Origin of the sequence: Streptomyces sp. NPDC012825 (genome assembly GCF_042900925.1) — a bacterium.
In the GTDB taxonomy this organism is placed as follows: Bacteria; Actinomycetota; Actinomycetes; order Streptomycetales; family Streptomycetaceae; genus Streptomyces.
Genome location: NZ_JBIBBZ010000004.1, coordinates 325,064 through 343,884, shown reverse-complemented (window position 1 = coordinate 343,884; position 18,821 = coordinate 325,064). Strand labels below are relative to the sequence as shown.

The 18,821-nt window shown below is 74.6% G+C and carries 16 protein-coding genes and 1 pseudogene; 13 read left to right on the top strand and 4 right to left on the bottom strand.

All coding sequences use genetic code 11. The features are described from left to right. Positions 1-29: 29 nt before the first annotated feature. From ACFY7E_RS13140 to ACFY7E_RS13115, 6 genes are all read left to right on the top strand, one after another. Complete coding sequence (locus ACFY7E_RS13140) at positions 30-257, top strand: ferredoxin family protein (RefSeq protein WP_030313017.1); 228 nt, start codon at positions 30-32, stop codon at positions 255-257. Positions 258-271: 14 nt separating this feature from the next. Then, positions 272-1,618, top strand: coding sequence for an ABC transporter substrate-binding protein (locus tag ACFY7E_RS13135; protein WP_389484014.1), 1,347 nt, complete (start codon positions 272-274; stop codon positions 1,616-1,618). 56 nt (positions 1,619-1,674) lie between these two features. Further along, positions 1,675-2,541 (top strand): ABC transporter permease, encoded by an 867-nt coding sequence (locus tag ACFY7E_RS13130; protein WP_389484238.1) that lies wholly within the window; start codon positions 1,675-1,677, stop codon positions 2,539-2,541. Beyond that, positions 2,538-3,284, top strand: a complete 747-nt coding sequence (locus ACFY7E_RS13125) for an ABC transporter ATP-binding protein (protein ID WP_389484011.1) — start codon at positions 2,538-2,540, stop codon at positions 3,282-3,284. Before ACFY7E_RS13130 ends, ACFY7E_RS13125 begins: the two co-directional genes overlap by 4 nt. Before the next feature lie 49 nt (positions 3,285-3,333). Next, entirely contained in the window at positions 3,334-6,072 is a 2,739-nt protein-coding gene (locus ACFY7E_RS13120; RefSeq protein ID WP_389484009.1) for a fumarate reductase/succinate dehydrogenase flavoprotein subunit, read from the top strand. A gap of 186 nt (positions 6,073-6,258) precedes the next feature. After that, complete coding sequence (locus tag ACFY7E_RS13115; protein WP_383434192.1) at positions 6,259-7,035, top strand: VOC family protein; 777 nt, start codon at positions 6,259-6,261, stop codon at positions 7,033-7,035. Between the two features lie 221 nt (positions 7,036-7,256). On the opposite strand, the gene ACFY7E_RS13110 is transcribed toward ACFY7E_RS13115, so the two are convergent. Then, positions 7,257-8,738 carry an MFS transporter gene (locus ACFY7E_RS13110; protein WP_389484235.1) on the bottom strand — a complete coding sequence of 494 codons (1,482 nt, stop codon included), beginning with the start codon at positions 8,736-8,738 and terminating at the stop codon, positions 7,257-7,259. A gap of 193 nt (positions 8,739-8,931) precedes the next feature. Between ACFY7E_RS13110 and ACFY7E_RS13105 the strand changes: the two genes are divergently transcribed. From ACFY7E_RS13105 to ACFY7E_RS13090, 4 genes are all read left to right on the top strand, one after another. Beyond that, entirely contained in the window at positions 8,932-9,387 is a 456-nt protein-coding gene (locus ACFY7E_RS13105; RefSeq protein ID WP_383434255.1) for a MarR family winged helix-turn-helix transcriptional regulator, read from the top strand. A 303-nt stretch (positions 9,388-9,690) separates the two neighbouring features. Then, entirely contained in the window at positions 9,691-11,523 is a 1,833-nt protein-coding gene (locus ACFY7E_RS13100; RefSeq protein ID WP_389484006.1) for a S8 family serine peptidase, read from the top strand. 220 nt (positions 11,524-11,743) lie between these two features. Then, positions 11,744-12,673: a diiron oxygenase gene (locus ACFY7E_RS13095; RefSeq protein WP_389484004.1), complete on the top strand. Its 930-nt coding sequence runs from the start codon at positions 11,744-11,746 to the stop codon at positions 12,671-12,673. 52 nt (positions 12,674-12,725) lie between these two features. Then, positions 12,726-14,384: an FAD-dependent oxidoreductase gene (locus ACFY7E_RS13090; protein WP_389484002.1), complete on the top strand. Its 1,659-nt coding sequence runs from the start codon at positions 12,726-12,728 to the stop codon at positions 14,382-14,384. Between the two features lie 95 nt (positions 14,385-14,479). On the opposite strand, the gene ACFY7E_RS13085 is transcribed toward ACFY7E_RS13090, so the two are convergent. Together ACFY7E_RS13085 and ACFY7E_RS13080 are read right to left on the bottom strand one after the other, a co-directional pair. After that, positions 14,480-15,058, bottom strand: a complete 579-nt coding sequence (locus ACFY7E_RS13085) for a Type-2Aa cytolytic delta-endotoxin (protein ID WP_389484000.1) — start codon at positions 15,056-15,058, stop codon at positions 14,480-14,482. Between the two features lie 107 nt (positions 15,059-15,165). Next, positions 15,166-15,996 carry a LysR family substrate-binding domain-containing protein gene (locus ACFY7E_RS13080; RefSeq protein WP_389483998.1) on the bottom strand — a complete coding sequence of 277 codons (831 nt, stop codon included), beginning with the start codon at positions 15,994-15,996 and terminating at the stop codon, positions 15,166-15,168. Between the two features lie 99 nt (positions 15,997-16,095). On the opposite strand from ACFY7E_RS13080, the gene ACFY7E_RS13075 reads away from it, so the two are divergent. The 3 genes from ACFY7E_RS13075 to ACFY7E_RS13065 all read left to right on the top strand — a co-directional run bounded on the left by ACFY7E_RS13075 (position 16,096) and on the right by ACFY7E_RS13065 (position 18,068). Further along, the gene (locus ACFY7E_RS13075; RefSeq protein WP_389483995.1) at positions 16,096-16,494 is read left to right on the top strand and encodes a DUF5997 family protein; all 399 of its coding nucleotides are present in this window, start codon (positions 16,096-16,098) and stop codon (positions 16,492-16,494) included. A 107-nt stretch (positions 16,495-16,601) separates the two neighbouring features. Beyond that, positions 16,602-17,543 carry a universal stress protein gene (locus ACFY7E_RS13070; protein WP_389483993.1) on the top strand — a complete coding sequence of 314 codons (942 nt, stop codon included), beginning with the start codon at positions 16,602-16,604 and terminating at the stop codon, positions 17,541-17,543. A gap of 24 nt (positions 17,544-17,567) precedes the next feature. Beyond that, on the top strand, positions 17,568-18,068 hold the full coding sequence (locus tag ACFY7E_RS13065) for an NUDIX hydrolase (protein WP_389483991.1): 501 nt from the start codon (positions 17,568-17,570) through the stop codon (positions 18,066-18,068). A 32-nt stretch (positions 18,069-18,100) separates the two neighbouring features. Here ACFY7E_RS13065 and ACFY7E_RS13060 read toward each other — a convergent pair. Further along, positions 18,101-18,794 (bottom strand): annotated as a pseudogene (locus ACFY7E_RS13060) (formylglycine-generating enzyme family protein). Positions 18,795-18,821: the final 27 nt, after the last annotated feature.

Here is an 18,821-nt window from a genome sequence, read left to right as displayed (position 1 = left end):
CGAACGACACCCCTTCCCTGGAGACAGCCATGCCTCTGGTCCCCCAGCGCGCCGACGTGCCCGTGACCATCGACGAGTCGAAGTGCATCGACGGTTGCACGCTCTGCGTCGACATGTGTCCGCTCGACTCGCTCGCGATCCGCGAGGAGGACGGCAAGGCGTACATGCACGTCGACGAGTGCTGGTACTGCGGCCCGTGCGCGGCGCGCTGCCCCACCGGCGCGGTCACCGTCAACATGCCCTACCTGCTCCGGTGAAAGGCCGAACCCCCATGTCGACACGAAGACTCGCCCTTCCGCTCGCCCTGCTCCTGCTGCCGCTCGCCACCGCCTGCGGGTCCGGCGCCGACGACGGGGCCGGGGCGAAGTCGGTCACGGTGACCGTCGGTTACCAGTCGAAGACCATCAACACCGTGACCGCCGGCACCCTGTTGCGCTCCCTCGGCTACTTCGAGGAGGAGCTCGCGGCACAGGGCCGCGAGGACGGCGTCGCCTACCGGGTGAACTGGCAGGACTACGCGACCGGGGCCCCGATCACCGCGCAGATGACGGCCGGGAAGATCGACATCGGTTCGATGGGCGACTTCCCGCTGCTCCTCAACGCGGCGCGCGGCAAGCAGCTCAAGCAGCCGACGCGGCTGGTGTCGGTGACCGGCTACAACCTGCGCGGCGGCCTCAACACCGTCGTGACCGCGCCCGGTTCGCCGCTGCGGTCGCTGACGGACCTGAAGGGCCGCAAGGTGTCCACCAGCGTCGGGTCGGCCGCCGACGGCACCCTGGTCCGGGCGCTCCAACGGGCCGGTCTCGACCCGGAGAAGGACGTCCGGAAACTCAACCAGCAGCCGAGCGTGGGTGCTTCGGCCCTGACGGCGGGCGGTGTCGACGCGCTGTCCCAGTTCGTCGCCTGGCCGGGTCTGCTCGCCTTCCAGGGCCGGGCGACGGCGCTGTACGACGGGGCCGAGCTGAACCTGCCGACCTTCCACGGCGTCACCGTGCGGGAGAGGTTCGCGAAGGAGCGGCCGGCGGTGCTCGACGCGTTCCTGCGCGCGCAGCGGCGGGCCACGGACGAGCTGCGCGCCCGGCCGGTCGCGTCCGCCGAGTCGGTGGCGAAGGAGACCGGGCTGCCCGCCGAGGTGGTCTACCTCTACAACGGCGCCCGGGGCATCGCCACCTTCGACCCGGCGCTCCGGCCCGAACTGGTCGCCGCGCTCCGGGAGGACGTGCCGGTCCTGGCGGCGGCCGGCCTGGTGAAGGAGGTCGACGTGGACGCCTTCGTCGACCCGGCCCCGCTGAAGCGGGCGGTGCCTAGCGCCGCGTATCCGGAGGCGGCCGCGCCGAAGCCGGAGCTGTGGCTGAAGGGGCGGGGTGCGACCCGTACGCTCGACAGCCCCGGCGCCCTCCTGAAGGCGGTCGGGGAGGCCGGGGCGGACCGGGTGCGGGCCGCGTACGTGCCGGACGCGGTGACCGGGACGCCCTGGTTCGCCGACCGGGCGGTGTGGGTGCGGGACGGCGGCGAGTGGCGCGCCTTCGTGACCCGGGCGGGCGCGGAGCGGTACGCGGCCGGGCACGCCGGTGCCCGGATCGTCGGGTACGCGCAGGCCGTGGAGTCGGCGTCGTGAGCGCGGGACGGACCCGGTCCGCGCGCGCGGGCCGCCGCACGGCCCCGTCGCCCGCGGTGCGCCGGCTCGTCCGGATCGCCTCGCCGCTCGCCGCCCTCGGCCTGTGGCAGGTGCTGACCTCCCTGGACGTCAACCTGTGGCTGCGGTTCGAGCAGTTCCCCACGGTCGTGGAGGTCGCCTCCGCGTTCGCCGACCGGGTCGGCACCGAGGCGTACTGGCAGGACCTCGGCCACAGTCTGCGCCGGATCGCGGTCGGCTTCCTCCTGGCGGCCGTCCTGGGGGTGGCGGCCGGGACGGCCGTGGCCCGGTCCCGGTGGGCCGCCGACGTCCTGGGCCCGCTGGTGGAGGCGGTGCGGCCGATCCCGGCCATCGCCCTGGTCCCGGTCGCGATCCTGCTGCTGCCCACCAACGAGCAGGGCCTCGTCTTCATCACCTGCGCCGCCGCCCTCTTCCCGGTGCTGGTGTCGACCCGGCACGCGGTGCGGGCCCTGAGCCCGGTGTGGGAGGAGGCCGTGCTGACGATGGGCGGGGGCAGGGCCCGGGTGCTGTTCTCGGTGGTCCTGCCGGGTGCCCTGCCGGGGATCTTCGGCGGTCTGTCGGTGGGGATCGGCGTCTCGTGGATCTGTGTGATCTCGGCGGAGATGATCTCCGGCGAGTACGGGGTGGGTTACCGCACCTGGCAGGACTACACGGTCGTCGACTACCCGGGGGTCTTCGTCGGCATGGCCACCATCGGCGCGCTGGGGTGGCTCACCTCCACCGCCGTGGAGACGCTCGGCCGCCGGGTCACCTCCTGGCTGCCGCGCCCGGCCGAACGGGGCGGTGCCGGGCCCGCCCGCGCGGCGGTCTCCCCGGCTCCCGCCGCCCCCGCCCGTACGTCCTCCCGTTCCGTACCCCTGCCCGAGAAGGAGCCGGTGCCATGAGCACCACGAGAACCGCGCGCATCACGGGAGCGGAACTCGCCCTGCACGATGTCCGGTTGGGCCATTCGGACGGGTCCGCCGTGTCCGGTCCCGTGGAGCTGCGGATCGCGCCCGGCGAGCTCCTCGCCGTCGTCGGTCCCTCCGGCTGCGGCAAGACCACCCTGCTGCGCACGCTCGCCGGGCTGCTGCCGCCCCTGGAGGGGCGGGTCACGCAGGACGGGGAGGCGGTGCGCGGGCCCGGCGCCGACCGGGCGCTCGTCTTCCAGCACGACGCCCTGCTGCCGTGGCGGACGGTCCGCGCCAACGTGGAGCTGCCGCTCGCGATCCGCCGGGTCCCCCGGGCCGAGCGGCGCCGCGCGGCGCAGGAGTGGCTGGAGCGGGTCGGGCTCGGCGGACACGCCGCCCGACTGCCGCACCAGCTGTCCGGGGGGCAGCGGCAGCGGGTCCAGCTGGCCCGCGCCCTGGCGGGGCGGCCCCGCGCGGTCCTGATGGACGAGCCGTTCGGCGCGCTCGACGCGCACACCCGGGCCGGGATGCAGGACCTCCTGGTGGAGATCCTGCGCGGGACGGGCGCGACCGTCGTCTTCGTCACGCACGACGTGGACGAGGCGCTCCACCTCGGCGACCGGGTCGCCCTGTTCGCATCCGGCGAGGTCCTGGACGTGCCGCATCCGCGCGTACGGGACGCCCTGCACGCGCCCGCGACGGCCGCGCTGCGCCGTCGCGTCCTCGACTCCCTCTGACGCCCCCGCCGGGCCCCTCCCCACCCCTCCGCATTCCGAAAGGCACCCCGTGGACACCCCCCTGACCGTCCCCGACCCCGCCGACGCGACCGAACTCTCCTGCGACGTGCTCGTCGTCGGCGGCGGGACCGCCGGCACGATGGCCGCGCTGACCGCCGCCGAACGCGGGGCGAACGTGCTGCTCCTGGAGAAGGCGCACGTCCGGCACTCCGGCGCCCTCGCCATGGGGATGGACGGCGTCAACAACGCGGTCGTGCCGGGCCGGGCCGAACCGGACGACTACGTCGCCGAGATCACCCGCGCCAACGACGGCCTGGTCGACCAGTCCACCGTCCGGCAGACGGCGACCCGGGGCTTCGCGATGGTGCGGCGCCTGGAGTCGTACGGGGTGAAGTTCGAGAAGGACGAGCACGGCGAGTACGCGGTCCGGCAGGTGCACCGGTCCGGCTCGTACGTGCTGCCGATGCCGGAGGGCAAGGACGTCAAGAAGGTCCTCTACCGGCAGCTGCGGCGGCGCGAGATGCGGGAGCGGATCCGGATCGAGAACCGGGTGATGCCGGTCCGGGTGCTCACCCACCCCGACGACGGGCGGGCCGTCGGCGTCGCCGGGTTCCACACCCGCACGGGCGAGTTCGTCCTCGTACGGGCCGGGGCCGTGATCCTGGCGACGGGCGCCTGCGGGCGGCTCGGGCTGCCCGCGTCGGGCTATCTGTACGGCACGTACGAGAACCCGACGAACGCGGGCGACGGCTACGCCATGGCGTACCACGCGGGGGCGGCGCTCACCGGGATCGAGTGCTTCCAGGTCAACCCGCTGATCAAGGACTACAACGGTCCGGCGTGCGCCTACGTCGCCAACCCGTTCGGCGGGTACCAGGTGAACCGGCACGGCGAGCGGTTCGTGGAGTCGGACTACTGGTCGGGGCAGATGATGGTCGAGTTCGCGGCCGAACTCGCCTCGGACCGGGGGCCGGTGTACCTGAAGCTGAGCCATCTGCCCGAGGAGACCGTCGGCGCGGTCGAGTCGATCCTGCACACCACGGAGCGGCCCACCCGGGGCACGTTCCACGCGGGGCGCGGCCACGACTACCGGACGCACGACATCGAGATGCACATCTCCGAGATCGGCCTGTGCGGGGGCCATTCGGCCTCGGGGGTGCGGGTGGACGCGCACGCCCGGACGACCGTGCCCCGGCTGTACGCGGCCGGCGACCTGGCCTCCGTGCCGCACAACTACATGATCGGCGCGTTCGTCTTCGGGGACCTGGCGGGCGAGGACGCGGCGAAGCACACGGCGTACGAGGGGGAGCTCGACCGCCGACAGGTCCTGGACGCGCACGAGTTGATCTACCGGCCGCTGCGGAGCCCGGCCGGGCCGCCGCAGCCGCAGGTCGAGTACAAGCTGCGGCGGTTCGTCAACGACTACGTGGCGCCGCCGAAGACGGGCGCGAAACTCTCCCTGGCGGTGGAGGCGTTCGACCGGATGTCCGGGGAGATCGCCGGGATGGGGGCGCGCACGGCCCACGAGCTGATGCGGTGCGCGGAGGTGTCGTTCATCCGGGACTGCGCCGAGATGGCGGCGCGGGCCTCGCTGGCCCGGACGGAGTCGCGGTGGGGGCTCTACCACGAGCGGCTCGACCACCCGGAGCGGGACGACGCGGGCTGGCTGCACCATCTGGACCTGCGCAAGTCCCCCTCCGGGGCGATGGAGTTCACGGCGCGGCCGGTGGAGCCGTATCTGGTGCCGGTGCCGGAGTTCGCGCCGCCGGGCGGTCCCGAGCGGCACCTGGGCGAGGTGGAGCTCGTACCGGTGGCCACGGCGGGTCCCCGGGACGCGGCCCCGGCGGCGCGGCCGGCCGCGCCGTCGCGGGAACCGGTGGCGGAGGCTCCGACGGCGACGGCGGCCTCTCCCCGACTGCTCGAACTGCTCGGTCTCGTCGAGGACTCCCCCGGTCTGGACGTGCTCGCCCCGTATCTGGAGGACACCGATCCGGCGGTGCGGGCCGCCGCCGTCACCGCCCTCGGGGAGACCGCTCCGGCCGGGACGGGACCCGCGCTCGCGGCGCGGTTGCGGGACGGTTCGCCCCCGGTGCGGGCCGCCGCGGCGGCGGCCCTGCGCGAGCTGGTCGAGGTGCTGCCGGCGGAGCCGGTGCTCGGGGGCGGGCTGCGGGAGGCCCTCGGCGTGCCCGATCCGGCCGTGCGGGCCGCCGCGCTCGACGTGCTGCGGGCGCTGCGGCTCGGGGACGCCGCGCTGTACGCGACGGCGCTCGGCGACGCGGAGGTGGAGGTGCGGGTCGGGGCCGTCCGGGCCCTCGTCTCGGTGGACGCGGTCGCGGAGCTGGCGCGGGCGGCGGCCGACCCGGCGCGCGAGGTGCGGGTCGCGGTGGCCCGGGGTCTCGCGGCCGTGCGGGACCCCCGGCCCGGGCCGCTGGCGCCGCTGCTCGACGACGCCGATCCGCTGGTCGGGGGCGCGGCCCTCGCCGCCCTGGCCGGCACCGGCTGCCCGCCGGAGTACGCGGCACGGGCCGCGGCGGCGCTCGGTGCCCCCGCCTGGCAGGTGCGGGCCGGGGCGGCGACCGCGCTCCGGGCGGCCCCGTCCGCCCTCGCCGTACAGGCCCTGGCGCCGGTGCTCGCGGACGCGAACGCGGACGTGCGGAAGGCGGCCGTCCTCTCGCTCCTCGCCCACCGGGACGACCCGGCGGCCGGGGCCGCCCTGGCCGGGGCGGCCGACGATCCCGACGCGGACGTCCGCGCCTACGCGGCCCGGGCGGCGCACGCGGTCCGCTGATCCGCGCTCCCTCGTCCGGGCGGCGATCGGCGGCACGTGGGTGAACCCGCGCATGCGGAGCGGCGGAATGGGGAAGGGGCGCACGGCGCACTCCGGACGCGGGGGGCACCCTGGTACGAGGACGCGCTCTGGACGCAGGACGACGAGGAGGTGGCGCCGGTGGCGGGACCGACGACCGGGGATGCCATGGGAGCACCGTGCTGGCTGAACCTGTCCGCACGGGATCTCGGTACGGCGGAACGGTTCTACGGGGCCGTGCTGGGCTGGACGTTCCGGCGGGGAGCCCTCGGCGACGCGTACGCGGTGGGCGAGCGGGACGGGGTGCCGGTGGCCGGGATCGCGGCCGTGGCGGCGGAGATGCAGGTGCCGGTGGCCTGGACGGTGTTCTTCGCCGTCGACGACGCCGACGCGGCGGTCGGGCGGATCCGGGAGCGCGGCGGCACCGTCGGCGTGGGCCCGATGGCGTTCCCGCCCCGGGGCCGCGCGGCGCTCGCCACCGATCCGGAGGGCGCGGCGTTCGCGGTGTGGGAGGGGCGGCGGGTGTCGCGCTGGGAGATCGGCGAGCGGAAGGCGCCGGCCTGGGTGGAGCTGCACACCCGCAACGCGTTCGACGCGGCCGTGTTCTACGGCGGGGTGCTGAAGTGGGCGGACGGCAGTCCGAACTGCTGCGAGGTGTCCTACGAGGACGACCAGGTGGTCCTGCGGCACGACGGGGAGGCCGTCGCCCGGCTGAACAGCGGTCCCGTCGAGTCCGCCTCCCCCCGGCCGCAGTTGCGGCCGCGCTGGCTCGTCCGCTTCCGGGTGCCCGATCTGGAGGCGGCGGAGGCGGCCGCCCTGGAGCACGGCGGCTCGCTGGTGCCGGGCGGCGAGTGGGGCGGGGTGCGGCAGCCGGACGGCGGCGGGCGGCGCGCGGTGGTGCGGGACCCGGACGGGGCGCTGTTCACGCTGGAGGCGGAGGACTGAGGGGCCCGAGGAGACCTGAGGAGGCCTGAGGGCCCGAGGAGGCCTGAGAGGCGTACCCCCGGAATGCCCGTGAGGGCCCCGGCGACCGTGTGTTCCACGGCCGCCGGGGCCCTTCGGCGTCCGGCGGGCGCCTCTGCGACCGGCCGCCGGACGGGTGGGCGGCGCCGTCGCGGGATCCGTCCCCACGTGTCCCGTGACGCCGCCGCCCGGTCCGGGGCGGGTCAGGCGGGGGCCTCGGCCTCGGAGGAGGCCCGTACGGCGGCCCCGCCCTCCTCCGTACCCGCGCCCGTCGCGTCGGCGGGGCCGGCGGCGGCGAGCCGGGCCGGGACGAGGGCGGCGACGACCGAGGCCAGGAGGCCGACCCCGCAGCCGATGAGCATGGCGACGCGGAAGGCGTCCTCGGAGGGCAGCGCGTGGCCGCCGAGGGTGGTGGTCATCTGGGCGAGGACGACGCCGATGACGGCGGCGGAGACGGAGGTGCCGATGGAGCGCATGAGGGTGTTGAAGCTGTTGGCCGAGGCGGTCTCCTCCTGCGGCACCGCGCCCATGATGAGCGCCGGCATGGCGCCGTAGGCGAGTCCGACGCCCGTGTTGCAGACGAGGGTGACGACGAGCAGGCCCCAGGTGGAGTCCATCAGGGCGAGGGAGGAGCCGTAGCCGGCGGAGATGACGAGGGCGCCGACGGAGAGCGTGACCTTGGGGCCGCGGGCGGCGGAGAGCTTGGCGCCGAGCGGGGCCAGGATCATCATCATCAGGCCGGCCGGGGCCATCCACAGGCCCATGGCCATCATCGACTGGCCGAGGCCGTAGCCGGTGGCCTCGGGGAGCTGGAAGAGCTGGGGGACGACCAGGGACTGGGCGTACATGGCGAAGCCGACCAGGACCGAGGCGGCGTTGGTCATGAGGACGACGGGACGGGCGGTGACCCGCAGGTCGACGAGGGGGTCGGGGGTACGGAGCTCCCACGCGCCCCAGGCGAGCAGGACGACGACCGCGACGGCGAAGAGGCCGAGGGTGGTGGCGCTGCCCCAGCCCCAGCTCGCGCCCTTGGAGACGGCGAGCAGCAGGGCCACGAGGCCGGTGCCGAGGCCGAGGGCGCCGGGCAGGTCGAAGCGGCCGGGGGCGGCGGCGCGGCGGCCGGCGGGGACGAGGCGCCAGATCAGGGCGCCGACGAGGAGGCTGAGGCCGGCGGCGACCCAGAAGAGGACGCGCCAGTTGGCGTTCTCGGCGACGGCGGCGGAGAAGGGCAGGCCGAGGGCGCCGCCGACGCCCATGGAGGCGCTCATGAGGGCGATGGAGCCGCCCAGCCTCTCCGGCGGCAGGATGTCGCGGAGCAGGCTGATGCCGAGGGGGACGACGCCCATGCCGAGGCCCTGGAGGCCGCGTCCGACGATCATCGGGACGACGGAGGAGGCGAGCGCGCAGACGACCGAGCCGGCGACGAGCGGGACCACGGAGACGAGCAGGACCCGCCGCTTGCCCAGGGTGTCGCCGAGGCGGCCGGCGACGGGGGTGGCGACGGCGCCCGCGAGGAGGGTGGCGGTGATCACCCAGGAGGCGTTGGACGCGGTGGTGCCGAGCAGCCGGGGAAGGTCGCCGATGAGTGGCACCACCAGGGTCTGCATGAGTGCGGCCACGATGCCCGCGAGCGCGAGGACGCCGACGACGCCTCCGGGTCGGGCGTCGGGCTTGGAGCCGTCCACGTGTTCTCCCTGGGTCTTCACGATGATGCTTATGCATCATGCACATCAATTGCCGAACACACAAACTGTGCATGATGCACATCGCATCGCCGCAGGAGAGAATGCCTCCATGGAGGAACCCGTGGACAAGCCGGTGGACGAGCCCGTGGACAAGCCCGTGGACGAACTCGGGAACGAACCCGTGGACCGGCTCGTGGACAAGCCCACTCACCTGGTCGAGTTCGAGACCATGCTGCTCGGCCGGCACGCGCACCTGTACGCGCCCCGCTCCCGCGCGGGCGGCGGGCAGCTCGACCGCAGCGCGTACGTCCTGCTGAGCCGCGTCCGGATGCACGGGCCGATGTCCATCGGCCAGCTCAGCGAGGCCTTCGGCCTCGACGCCTCCACCCTCAACCGGCAGACCGCCGCGATGCTGCGCGCGGGGGTCGTGGAGCGCATCCCCGACCCGGACGGCGGGATCGCCCGCAAGTTCCGCATCACGGAGGAGGGCGAACGGCGCCTGGAGGCCGACCGCGCGGCGAACGTCGCGGGTCTGGAGCGCGTGATGGAGCACTGGTCCCCCGAGGACGTCTCCCGCTTCGCCGCCTTCCTGGAGCGCTTCAACCGCGACATCGAGCGCCTGGAGGGCCGCCCCTGGCCGCGCCCCTGAAGGGTGCGACGGCGCCGTTCGATCACGGAGCCGTACCCCGAGTCGCCGCAGGTCCGGACCTGGAAGGGACCGCCGGCACTTCGGAAGCGGAGGGCGCACACCGTCTTCCGCTTCCCTCTCCCACCGGACATCCGTCCAGGAAATCCCGCGTTTCCGGCGCCACAGGTCAACAGTACGTAACGCGAACAGGCTTCTCGGACAGAACACTTCCTTCCGGGGAGCGATTCTGGGATCTTGCGTCCACCCCACACATCACAGGGCCCGGTCGGTGCCACAGGCGCCACCGGGTCATCGGAGGACGCAATGTTTTCCCTCATATCCAGCCGGACGGCCGGCCGGTCGAGAACCTCGGCCACGGCCGTCGCGGCGCTCGGCACGATCGTGGCGCTCGCCGCCCCCGCCGGTCTCGCCCACGCAGCAACGTCGGACACCGCGCCCGTCGCGGCCCGTTCGGCGGGGGCGAGCACGGCCGGCACCACGAAGGCGGCGGCCCCGGCCGCCTGGGCCGCGGGCACCCGCGCGTACCTGGTGATCACGGCCCCCGGCGGCACCTCCGCCGTGACCGGCTCCGTGGCGACCAAGGGCGGTTCGGTCTTCGCGACCTACGACGCGATCGGCGTGATCGTGGCGCACTCGACGTCCACGACGTTCGCCTCCTCGATGCGTACGGTCACCGGCGTCCAGCAGGTCGGCGCGACCCGCACGTCCGACGTCCCGGCCGACGCCTACAGCCCGGCCCTCCCGGCCAACCCGTCGCAGTCGTCGACGACGCCGACGGAGTCCAACCGCTGGGACATGACGCAGATCAAGGCCGATCAGGCCTGGGCGGTCACCACCGGTTCCACGTCGGTGAAGGTCGGCGTCCTGGACACCGGCGTGGACGACCAGCACCAGGACATCGCGCCCAACTTCAACGCCGCCGACTCGGCCTCCTGCGCCTACGGCAAGGCGGACACGCGGGCGGGCGCCTGGCGGGACGTCGACACCCACGGCACGCACGTGGCGGGCACGATCGCGGCCGCCAAGAACGGCAAGGGCGTCATCGGCGTCGCGCCGGGCGTGAAGATCTCCTCGGTCCGCATCGCGGAGCCGGGCAGCACGCTGTTCTTCGCGGAGAACACGATCTGCGGCTTCATGTGGGCCGGTGACCACGGCTTCAAGGTCACCAACAACAGCTACTACACGGACCCGTGGCAGTTCAACTGCCCGGACAACCTGGACCAGGCCGCCATCATCGAGGGCGTCCGCCGGGCGCAGGAGTACGCCGAGGGCAAGGGATCGCTCCAGGTCGCCGCCGCCGGCAACTCCGACTACGACCTGGCGAACAAGACGACCGACTCCGAGAGCCCCAACGACTCGACGCCGGTCACCCGCACGATCACCAACGCCTGCATCGACATCCCGACCGAGCTGCCGGGCGTCGTGACCGTCGCCGCGCAGGGCAACGGCGGCGCCAAGGCCTCGTACTCGAACTTCGGCAACGGCGTCATCGACATCGCGGCCCCCGGCGGCGACGGCTCCTCCGGCGTCTACTCGACGCTCCCGGGCGGCAAGTACGGCAACCTGAGCGGCACGTCGATGGCCTCCCCGCACGTGGCCGGCGTCGCGGCGCTGATCGCGAGCGTCAACCCGTCCTTCACCCCGGCGCAGATCCGGGACCAGCTGGGCGTCCAGGCGACCGACAGGGCCTGCCCGTCGGACACCCGCTGCAAGGGCACCACGACCAAGAACGGCTTCTTCGGCGAGGGCGCGGTCGACGCACTGAAGGCCGTCGGCGGCTCGACCCCGCCGCCCGGGAAGTACTTCGAGAACCTGACGGACGTCACGGTCCCCGACAACACCACGGTGGAGAGCCCGATCACGGTCAGCGGCGTGACCGGCAACGCGCCGGCCACCCTCAAGGTGGGCGTGGACGTCAAGCACACCTACATCGGTGACCTGAAGGTCGACCTGGTGGCTCCGGACGGCAGCGTCTACACGCTGCACAACCGGACCGGCAGCGGTACGGACAACATCCTCCAGACCTACACCGTCAACGCCTCGTCCGAGGTGGCGAACGGGGTCTGGAAGCTGCGCGTGAACGACAACGCGACCCAGGACACCGGGAAGATCGACGCCTGGAACCTGACCTTCTGACACCGCGCGACCCCCCGACGGGGCCGGAGCCGCCACGGCTCCGGCCCCGTTCGCGTGCGTACGGCGGCGGTTCGCGCCGGCGTCGGAGGAGGTTTCGCGAACAAGTCCTTACCGGGGGGTAGGCCGGAGCGGGCACCTTGCTATACGTTCCGTCCAACAAGCTTGCTAGACGGAGTGTCTAACAAGCCTCCGAGTCGATCGCGACCCAAGGAGCCGCACCATGGCAAGCAGCACCGTTCGCCCGGGCAGCCACGACGAAGCCGAGGACGGGAACGTCTCGGACGCGGACGTCGCCGAACGGCTGCTCCGGTCCGCGGCCAAGCTCTCGTACGACCCCGCCGCCGAGGTCGACTGGGACACCCCCCTCGACAAGAACTTCCACGGCCAGAGCCCCGAGTGGAACAGCCTCTACGGCACGGCCTACTGGAACGAGATGACCGAGGAGCAGCGCAAGGAGCTGACCCGGCAGGAGGCCGCCTCGGTCGCCAGCACCGGCATCTGGTTCGAGATGATCCTCCAGCAGATGGTGCTGCGGGACATGTACGCGAAGGACCCCACCGACCCCCGGTTCCAGTGGGCCCTGACCGAGATCGCGGACGAGTGCCGCCACTCGATCATGTTCGGCCGCGGCTCCGCGAAGCTCGGCGCCCCCGCCTACCGGCCGCGTCGCGCGGTGCTCGAACTGGGCCGCGCCTTCAAGACGGTGGGCTTCGGCGAGGCCGCGTACGCCGCGATCCTCGTCGCCGAGGAGGTCCTCGACGTCATGCAGCGCGACTGGATGCGCGACGAGCGGGTCGCCCCCTTCGTCCGCACCATCAGCAACATCCACGTCGTCGAGGAGTCCCGGCACATGAAGTTCGCCCGGGACGAGACGCGCCGCCGCCTCGCGCGGGCGAGCACGGCCCGCCGCCACTTCCACGCCCTGGTCGTCGCCATCGCCTCGTACTACATCGTCACCAGCATGGTCAGCCCCGACGTGTACGCGCAGGCCGGACTCGACCCGGAGCGGGCGCGGCGCGAGGCCGCGGCCAACGAGCACTACAAGTCCCAGTTGCGCTCCAGCTGCGCCGGGCTCATGGAGTTCCTCGCCTCGGCCCGGCTGCTCACCCGGCCCGCGCTCCTCATCTACCGGCGCGCCAGCCTGATCTGAGCCGGACCCCGCCCCTCGCACCCGAACCCCGCACCCGAACCGAGTCGACGAGATGACCTACGCGATCACCCAGACCTGCTGCAACGACGCGACCTGCGTCGCCGTCTGCCCGGTCAACTGCATCCACCCGACGCCCGGGGAACCGGACTTCGGCACCACGGAGATGCTGTACATCGACCCCCGGGCCTGCATCGACTGCGGCGCCTGCGCCGACGCCTGCCCGGTCGACGCGATCTTCCCGGCCGACCGCCTCACCGGACGGCTGCGGGAGTACGAGGCGATCAACGCGGAGTACTACGCGGGCCGCGAGGAGCCGCCGGCCGTGGCCTCGCCCACCTTCCACACCTGGGACGAACCCTCCTTCCCGCGCTCGCTCCCGTCCGACTTCGCCCCGCTGCGGATCGCGGTCGTCGGCACGGGGCCGGCCGGCATGTACGCCGCCGAGGACCTGCTCCTGCACACCAACGCCGAGGTGACGCTGATCGACCGGCTGCCGGTGGCCGGCGGTCTCGTCCGCTACGGCGTGGCTCCCGACCACCCGGCGACCAAGGGCGTCGGGGAGACCTTCGCCCGCTTCCACGCCCACCCCCGCGTCCGGATGCGGCTCGGCCTGGAGATCGGAAAGGACGTCACCGCCGAGGAGTTGGCCGCCCACCACGACGCGGTGATCTACGCGGTGGGCGCGCCCTCCGACCGGCGGCTCGGCATCCCCGGCGAGGACCTGCCGGGCAGCGTCTCCGCGACCTCCGTCGTCTCCTGGTACAACGCGCACCCGGAGACCGGCGCGGACGCCGTCCCGCTCTCCGCCGGGCGGGTCGTCGTGGTCGGCAACGGCAACGTGGCGCTCGACGTGGCCCGCGTCCTCGTCATGGATCCGGCCGCCCTCGCCGGCACCGACATCGCCGACCACGCCCTCGCCGCCCTGAGCGGCGCCCGGGTCCGCGAGGTGGTGCTGCTCGGCCGCCGGGGCCCCGAGCACGCCGCCTATACGGCCTCCGAACTGCTCGCCCTCAAGCACCTCCCGGGCGTGGACCTGGTCGTCGACGACCGGGACCCGCGCACCGGCGCCGCGATCGACGCGGCAGCGGCCGGGGAGAAGGCGGCGCTGCTCCGGGACACGGCCCGGGAGGCGGTGGACTGGACGGAGCCGCCCGCGCCGGACCGGCGCCGGATCGTGCTGCGCTTCCACTCCGCTCCGGTCGAGGCGCTCGGGACCGACGCGGTGCGGGCGGTCCGGGTGACGGAGGACGGGGCGGAGTCCGGTACGGAGATCGGGGCGGGGCTGCTCGTCCGGGCCGTCGGCTACCGGGGCGTGCCGCTGCCGGGCCTTCCGTTCGACGAGGCCACCGGCACCGTGCCGCACGAGGCGGGCCGGATCGGCGGCATGGCGGGCGGTTATGTCGTCGGCTGGATCAAGCGCGGGCCCTCCGGCGGCATCGGGGCCAACCGGGCGTGCGCGGAGGAGACGGTCGGGACGCTGCTCGCGGACGCGGTCGCGGGCGCGCTGCCGAAGCCGACGGGCACGTCGGCGGAGTTCCGCAGGCTGGCCAGGAACCGCAGCGCAGGGCTCGTGGACGCGCGCGGTCTCGCGGCCATCGACCGGACCGAACGGGCGCGGGGCCGGGACGCGGGCCGTCCCCGGGTCAAGCTGGCGACGGTGCCGGAGCTGGTCGCGGCGGCGCGGAGCGGCCGACGGCGCCGGCCGGTCTGAGCGGCGGGGCCGAGCGACGGGGCGCCTTCCGGGGTGGTGCGGGGGTCCGGCCCGGGACGGCGGGCCGGCGGTGCGGTACGCGAACCGACGTGGCGTCAGGCCACGAGGTCCAGGGTCTGGCGGATCACGATCGCGTTCAGCCGCACCGCGAAGGGCACGACGTCCGTCAGGTCGAGCGCGACGGCCCGCGCCTTCGGCAGCTCGACGGTCACGTCCACGCAGAAGGCCAGGGCGTACATGTGCTCCCCGGTCTCCTCGTCCTGGAGGGCGAAGAACAGGTCCCGGTAGAAGCGGGTGCGCTCCCCGGACTCCTCGTAGAAGGAGAGTCCGGGCTGTCCCTCCTGTGCGGCGAGGTCCGTGAAGGACGCCACGAGCTCCCGCTCGACGGTGGTCCAGAAGCCGGCCTCCGCGCACTCGGGCGGGAGCGCCTGCCGGACGGCCTCCTTGAGGGAGAGGACCATGACCAGGGCGGGGGCGTACTCCTGGAGCCCCCAGCCCCTGACCATCCGCACCACGGTGCTGTCGGGGACGGCGGCGGCCGCCGCCCGTATCGCCTCGAAGTCGAAGTTGACGGTCGCCGGGGCGATCGCCTCCTGGAACACCCGGTCGATGGACCGGGCCTGGTCGAGGTGGGCCGGGCCCACTTCGACGACGGTCCTGAAACTGGCGGCCAAAGCTCCTCCTGCGGTGATCTCGGTGATCAGGAGGGGTCAGTATGCCGAGAGGCCCCGGGGGCGGGCGGGGAGTGTCCGGCGTGCGGACACCCCGGCCCGGCCGGGGCTCAGGACTTGCGGCGGGGCTTCCCGCCCCGGCCGCCGCGCGCGGAGCCGGAACCCCCGGCGCCCCGGCCGGAGGAGCCGCCGCCCCTGCGGGCCGCGGACTTGCCCGACGTACGGGAACCGGCCCCGGGCTTGCCGGACTTGACCGGCTTCTGCTCCTTCCGGCCCCTGCTCTCCTCGGCGCGGCGGCCCCGGGTGCTGTTCACCGTCCGGCCGCGCACGATGCCGATGAACTCCTCCACCAGGTCGGGGGCCTCGTCGGCGGCCGGCCACGACAGGGCGACGCGGGACTGCGGGACGCCGGTGAGCGTCCGGTAGGTGAGGTCCTTGCGGTGGTGCAGCCGGGCGAGGGACTGGGGGACGACGAGCAGGCCGATCCCGGCCGCGACGAGTTCGACCGCGTCGGCGGTGGTCGCGGGGCGCTCGAACGCCGGGCGGCCCGGCGGGCGCTCCCAGCCGAGGGTGTCGTCGAGGGGGTGCAGGACGAGCTCGTCGGCGAGGTCGTCCGCCGCCACCTCCTCGACCGCCGCGAACAGGTGGTCCCTGGGGACGACGACGACCGTCGTCTCCGTGTAGAGCGGGATCGCGCTGAGGTCGTCCCCGTCGACGGGGAGCCGGACGAGGCCCGCGTCCGCCGTGCCCTCCCGGAGCGCGCCGAACGCCTCGGCCGGGGTCACGGCGTGGAGGGTCAGCGGCACGTCGGGCAGGCGCTCGTTCCAGATCCGGACCCACTTCGAGGGGGTCACGCCCGGCACGTACGCGAGCCGGAACGAGGAGGAGTCCGCGGAGGGATCCGGGGAGGGGGCCGAGGGGGAAGCGTCCGAGCCTGTCACCCCGCCAGGTTACGGCAGCCGCCGCGGCCGGACCCCGCGCCCGCGTCGTCGCCGGTCGCCGTGGTCGGAGTCCGTCCACATGCTCGATACCCTGGTCGCATGACGTCGCACCAGAACACCCAGACGATGAAGCCCGCGACCGCGGCGAAGAAGCTGGGTGTGTACCTCGAGGCCACCCCCCCGGAGTTCCAGGAGGGTGTCGTCTCGCGCACCGAGCTGAACGAGCTCCAGGCCGACCCGCCCGCCTGGCTCCAGGAGCTCCGCAAGAACGGCCCGCACCCCCGCCCGGTGGTCGCGTCGAAGCTGGGCGTCTCCATCGCCGGCCTCGCGCGCGGCGGCATCACCGAGCCCCTCACCACGGAGCAGATCGACGCGCTCAAGCAGGAGTCTCCCGAGTGGCTCCAGAAGGAGCGGGCCACCCAGGCGGAGGTCCGCAAGGAGGCCGCCCGCATCAAGGAGCGCGACGAGGAGCGGGCGCGCCGCGCGCAGGAGGCCTGACCGCCTCCCCCCGCGCTCCCCTCCCCCGGCCCGGTCACGACCGGGCCGGACCGGTGTGGCGCGGGGGCCGGTGAGGGAGTCATCCCCTCATGCGTGATCATCCCCCCATGAGCGGCGCGAGCGCCGCGCACCGGCCGCCGGTCGTCGTCGGCGTCGACGGCTCCGAGCACGCTCGCGGAGCCCTGGAATGGGCCCTGAGCACCGCGGAGGGCACCGGTTCCCCGCTGGTCGTGGCCCATGTCCGCCCCGAGGAGCTCCAGCTCGGCGCCGCCCGCGTCGAGTCCCTGGGCGGGGCGCCGGAGCTTCCCGACACGGTGCTGAACGGCGTGGCGGCGGAGATGGAGCGACGCGGGTCCCGCGTCGCCGTGCGGTACGAGTCCCTCGACGGGTCCGTGACCGACGCCCTGGTGGCGGTCGCCCGGGGCGCCCGCCTCCTGGTGACCGGCTCCCGGGGCCGCGGCGGCCTCGCGAGCCTGCTGCTCGGCTCGACGAGCCGCGCCCTGGCCGCGAGCGCGCCCTGTCCGCTCGTCGTCGTCCCCCACGAGACCCGTACGACCGCCCTCGGGGACGGTCCCGGGGCGGGCCGGGTGCTCATGGGCCTGCACCCGGAGGAGTCCCCGGACGAGGTGCCGGCCTTCGCCTTCGAGGAGGCGCACCACCGGGGCGTCCCGCTGGAGGCCGTGACCGCGTTCCGGCCGCCCCCGCCGCAGGCCGCCCTGCTCGCCGTGCCGTCCCCGGCGCTCCAGGTGCCGCCCCCGCTGCCCCTCGCGGACGGCACGGAGGAACTCGTACGGGGAGCGGAGCGGGAGCAGGAGGAGCGCCTGCGGCCCTTCGCCGCGCGGTGGCCGGACGTGGAGCTGCGCGCGGTGGTGGTGCCCGGGGACGCGGCGGGGCGGCTCGTGGAGGGCTCGCGGGACGCGGGCCTGGTGGTCGTGGGGCGGCACCACCGGCACCGCCTGGGCTCGCTGCTCGTCGGCTCCGTCGCCCACGCGGTGCTGCACGGGGCCCACTGCCCGGTGGCGGTGGTGCCCCCGGCACCCGCCGGCTGAGCGGGGACTGGTAGAAGAAGTGCCATGACCACCTCCGAACACGCCGCCGCGGCCCTGCGCAACGTCCAGCCGCCGCCCGCCCACGCCTCCCTCGGGGCGGGTGTCGTCGTGACCGACGGCTCCGGCCGGGTCCTCCTCGGGCTCCACCGCTCCGGGGTGTGGGAGCTGCCGGGCGGCAAGGTCGAACCGGGCGAGTCCGTGGAGGACGCGGCGGTCCGCGAGCTGGCCGAGGAGACGGGGCTGGTCGCGGACGCGGCCGACGTGGAGGTCCTCGGGCTGCTCCTGGACTCGGTCACCTCCGACCGCATGACCCGGATGACCGTGGCCACGGCGGTGGGCGCCTTCCGGGGGACGCCGGCCGTGACCGAGCCCGACAAGATCGAGCGCTGGGAGTGGACGGACCCGGACCGGCTGCCGGAGGCGCTGTTCCTGCCCTCGGCCCAGGTGCTGCGGACGTGGCGGCCGGACCTGCCGATCCCCGACGGCCCGTTCCACCGGTACGCGATGGGCCGGCTGCCCGGCTGACGTCCGGCCCCGATCCGGCTGACCGGCCACGGTCAGCCGGGCAGGGTGCGGGCGACGCGGAAGCCGACGTCGTCGATGCGGAGGGTGGGGTGGCTGCGGCGGCGCACCGAGGCGCGGCAGCTCCAGTGCTCGTCGAACCAGCCGCCGCCGCGCAGCACCCGGTAGGTCCCGTAGACCTCGGGGTCGTACAGGTCCCAGCACCACTCCCGGACGTTGCCCAGCATGTCGTGGAGGCCCCAGGCGTTGGGACGGCGTCCGCGCACCTCGTGGAGGCGCTCGCCGGAGTTGCCCCGGTGCCAGGCGATGTCGTCGAGGGGGCCGTAGCGGGCCTCCGTGGTGCCGGCGCGGCAGGCGTGCTCCCACTCGGCCTCGGTGGGCAGCCGGTATCCGTCGGCGTCCCGGTCCCACGCGGTCCCCTCCGCGCCGTCCGCGCCGTCGGGGCCGTCCGCCGGGATCCGGTAGGCGGGGGTGGCCGTCGCGCGTGGAGAGGGCGTTGCAGAAGCGGACCGCGTCGCCCCAGGACACCCCCTCGACCGGCAGCCGGCCGCCGTGCGCGGTGCCCGGCCGCTCCCCCGTGACCCGCTCGTACAGCTCCGCCGTGACGGGGGCGTCGGCCAGGGCGTACGGGCCGACGCCGACCGTCCAGGCGCGCTCCGTGCGCCGGTCCGACAGGGTGACCCGCCCCCGCCGGACGGCGATCGTCCCGTCCCCCGCGATCGTCTCCATCCGCCCATGATCGCAGCCGTGCGGCGT

Excerpts from the sequence above, each read along its gene's own strand:
- ACFY7E_RS13075 (WP_389483995.1), top strand. The coding sequence starts at position 16,096 with ATGACGTCGCACCAGAACACCCAGACGATGAAGCCCGCGACCGCGGCG.
- ACFY7E_RS13070 (WP_389483993.1), top strand. The coding sequence starts at position 16,602 with ATGAGCGGCGCGAGCGCCGCGCACCGGCCGCCGGTCGTCGTCGGCGTC.
- ACFY7E_RS13125 (WP_389484011.1), top strand. The coding sequence starts at position 2,538 with ATGAGCACCACGAGAACCGCGCGCATCACGGGAGCGGAACTCGCCCTG.
- ACFY7E_RS13135 (WP_389484014.1), top strand. The coding sequence starts at position 272 with ATGTCGACACGAAGACTCGCCCTTCCGCTCGCCCTGCTCCTGCTGCCG.
- ACFY7E_RS13065 (WP_389483991.1), top strand. The coding sequence starts at position 17,568 with ATGACCACCTCCGAACACGCCGCCGCGGCCCTGCGCAACGTCCAGCCG.
- ACFY7E_RS13100 (WP_389484006.1), top strand. The coding sequence starts at position 9,691 with ATGTTTTCCCTCATATCCAGCCGGACGGCCGGCCGGTCGAGAACCTCG.
- ACFY7E_RS13090 (WP_389484002.1), top strand. The coding sequence starts at position 12,726 with ATGACCTACGCGATCACCCAGACCTGCTGCAACGACGCGACCTGCGTC.
- ACFY7E_RS13115 (WP_383434192.1), top strand. The coding sequence starts at position 6,259 with ATGGGAGCACCGTGCTGGCTGAACCTGTCCGCACGGGATCTCGGTACG.
- ACFY7E_RS13140 (WP_030313017.1), top strand. The coding sequence starts at position 30 with ATGCCTCTGGTCCCCCAGCGCGCCGACGTGCCCGTGACCATCGACGAG.
- ACFY7E_RS13095 (WP_389484004.1), top strand. The coding sequence starts at position 11,744 with ATGGCAAGCAGCACCGTTCGCCCGGGCAGCCACGACGAAGCCGAGGAC.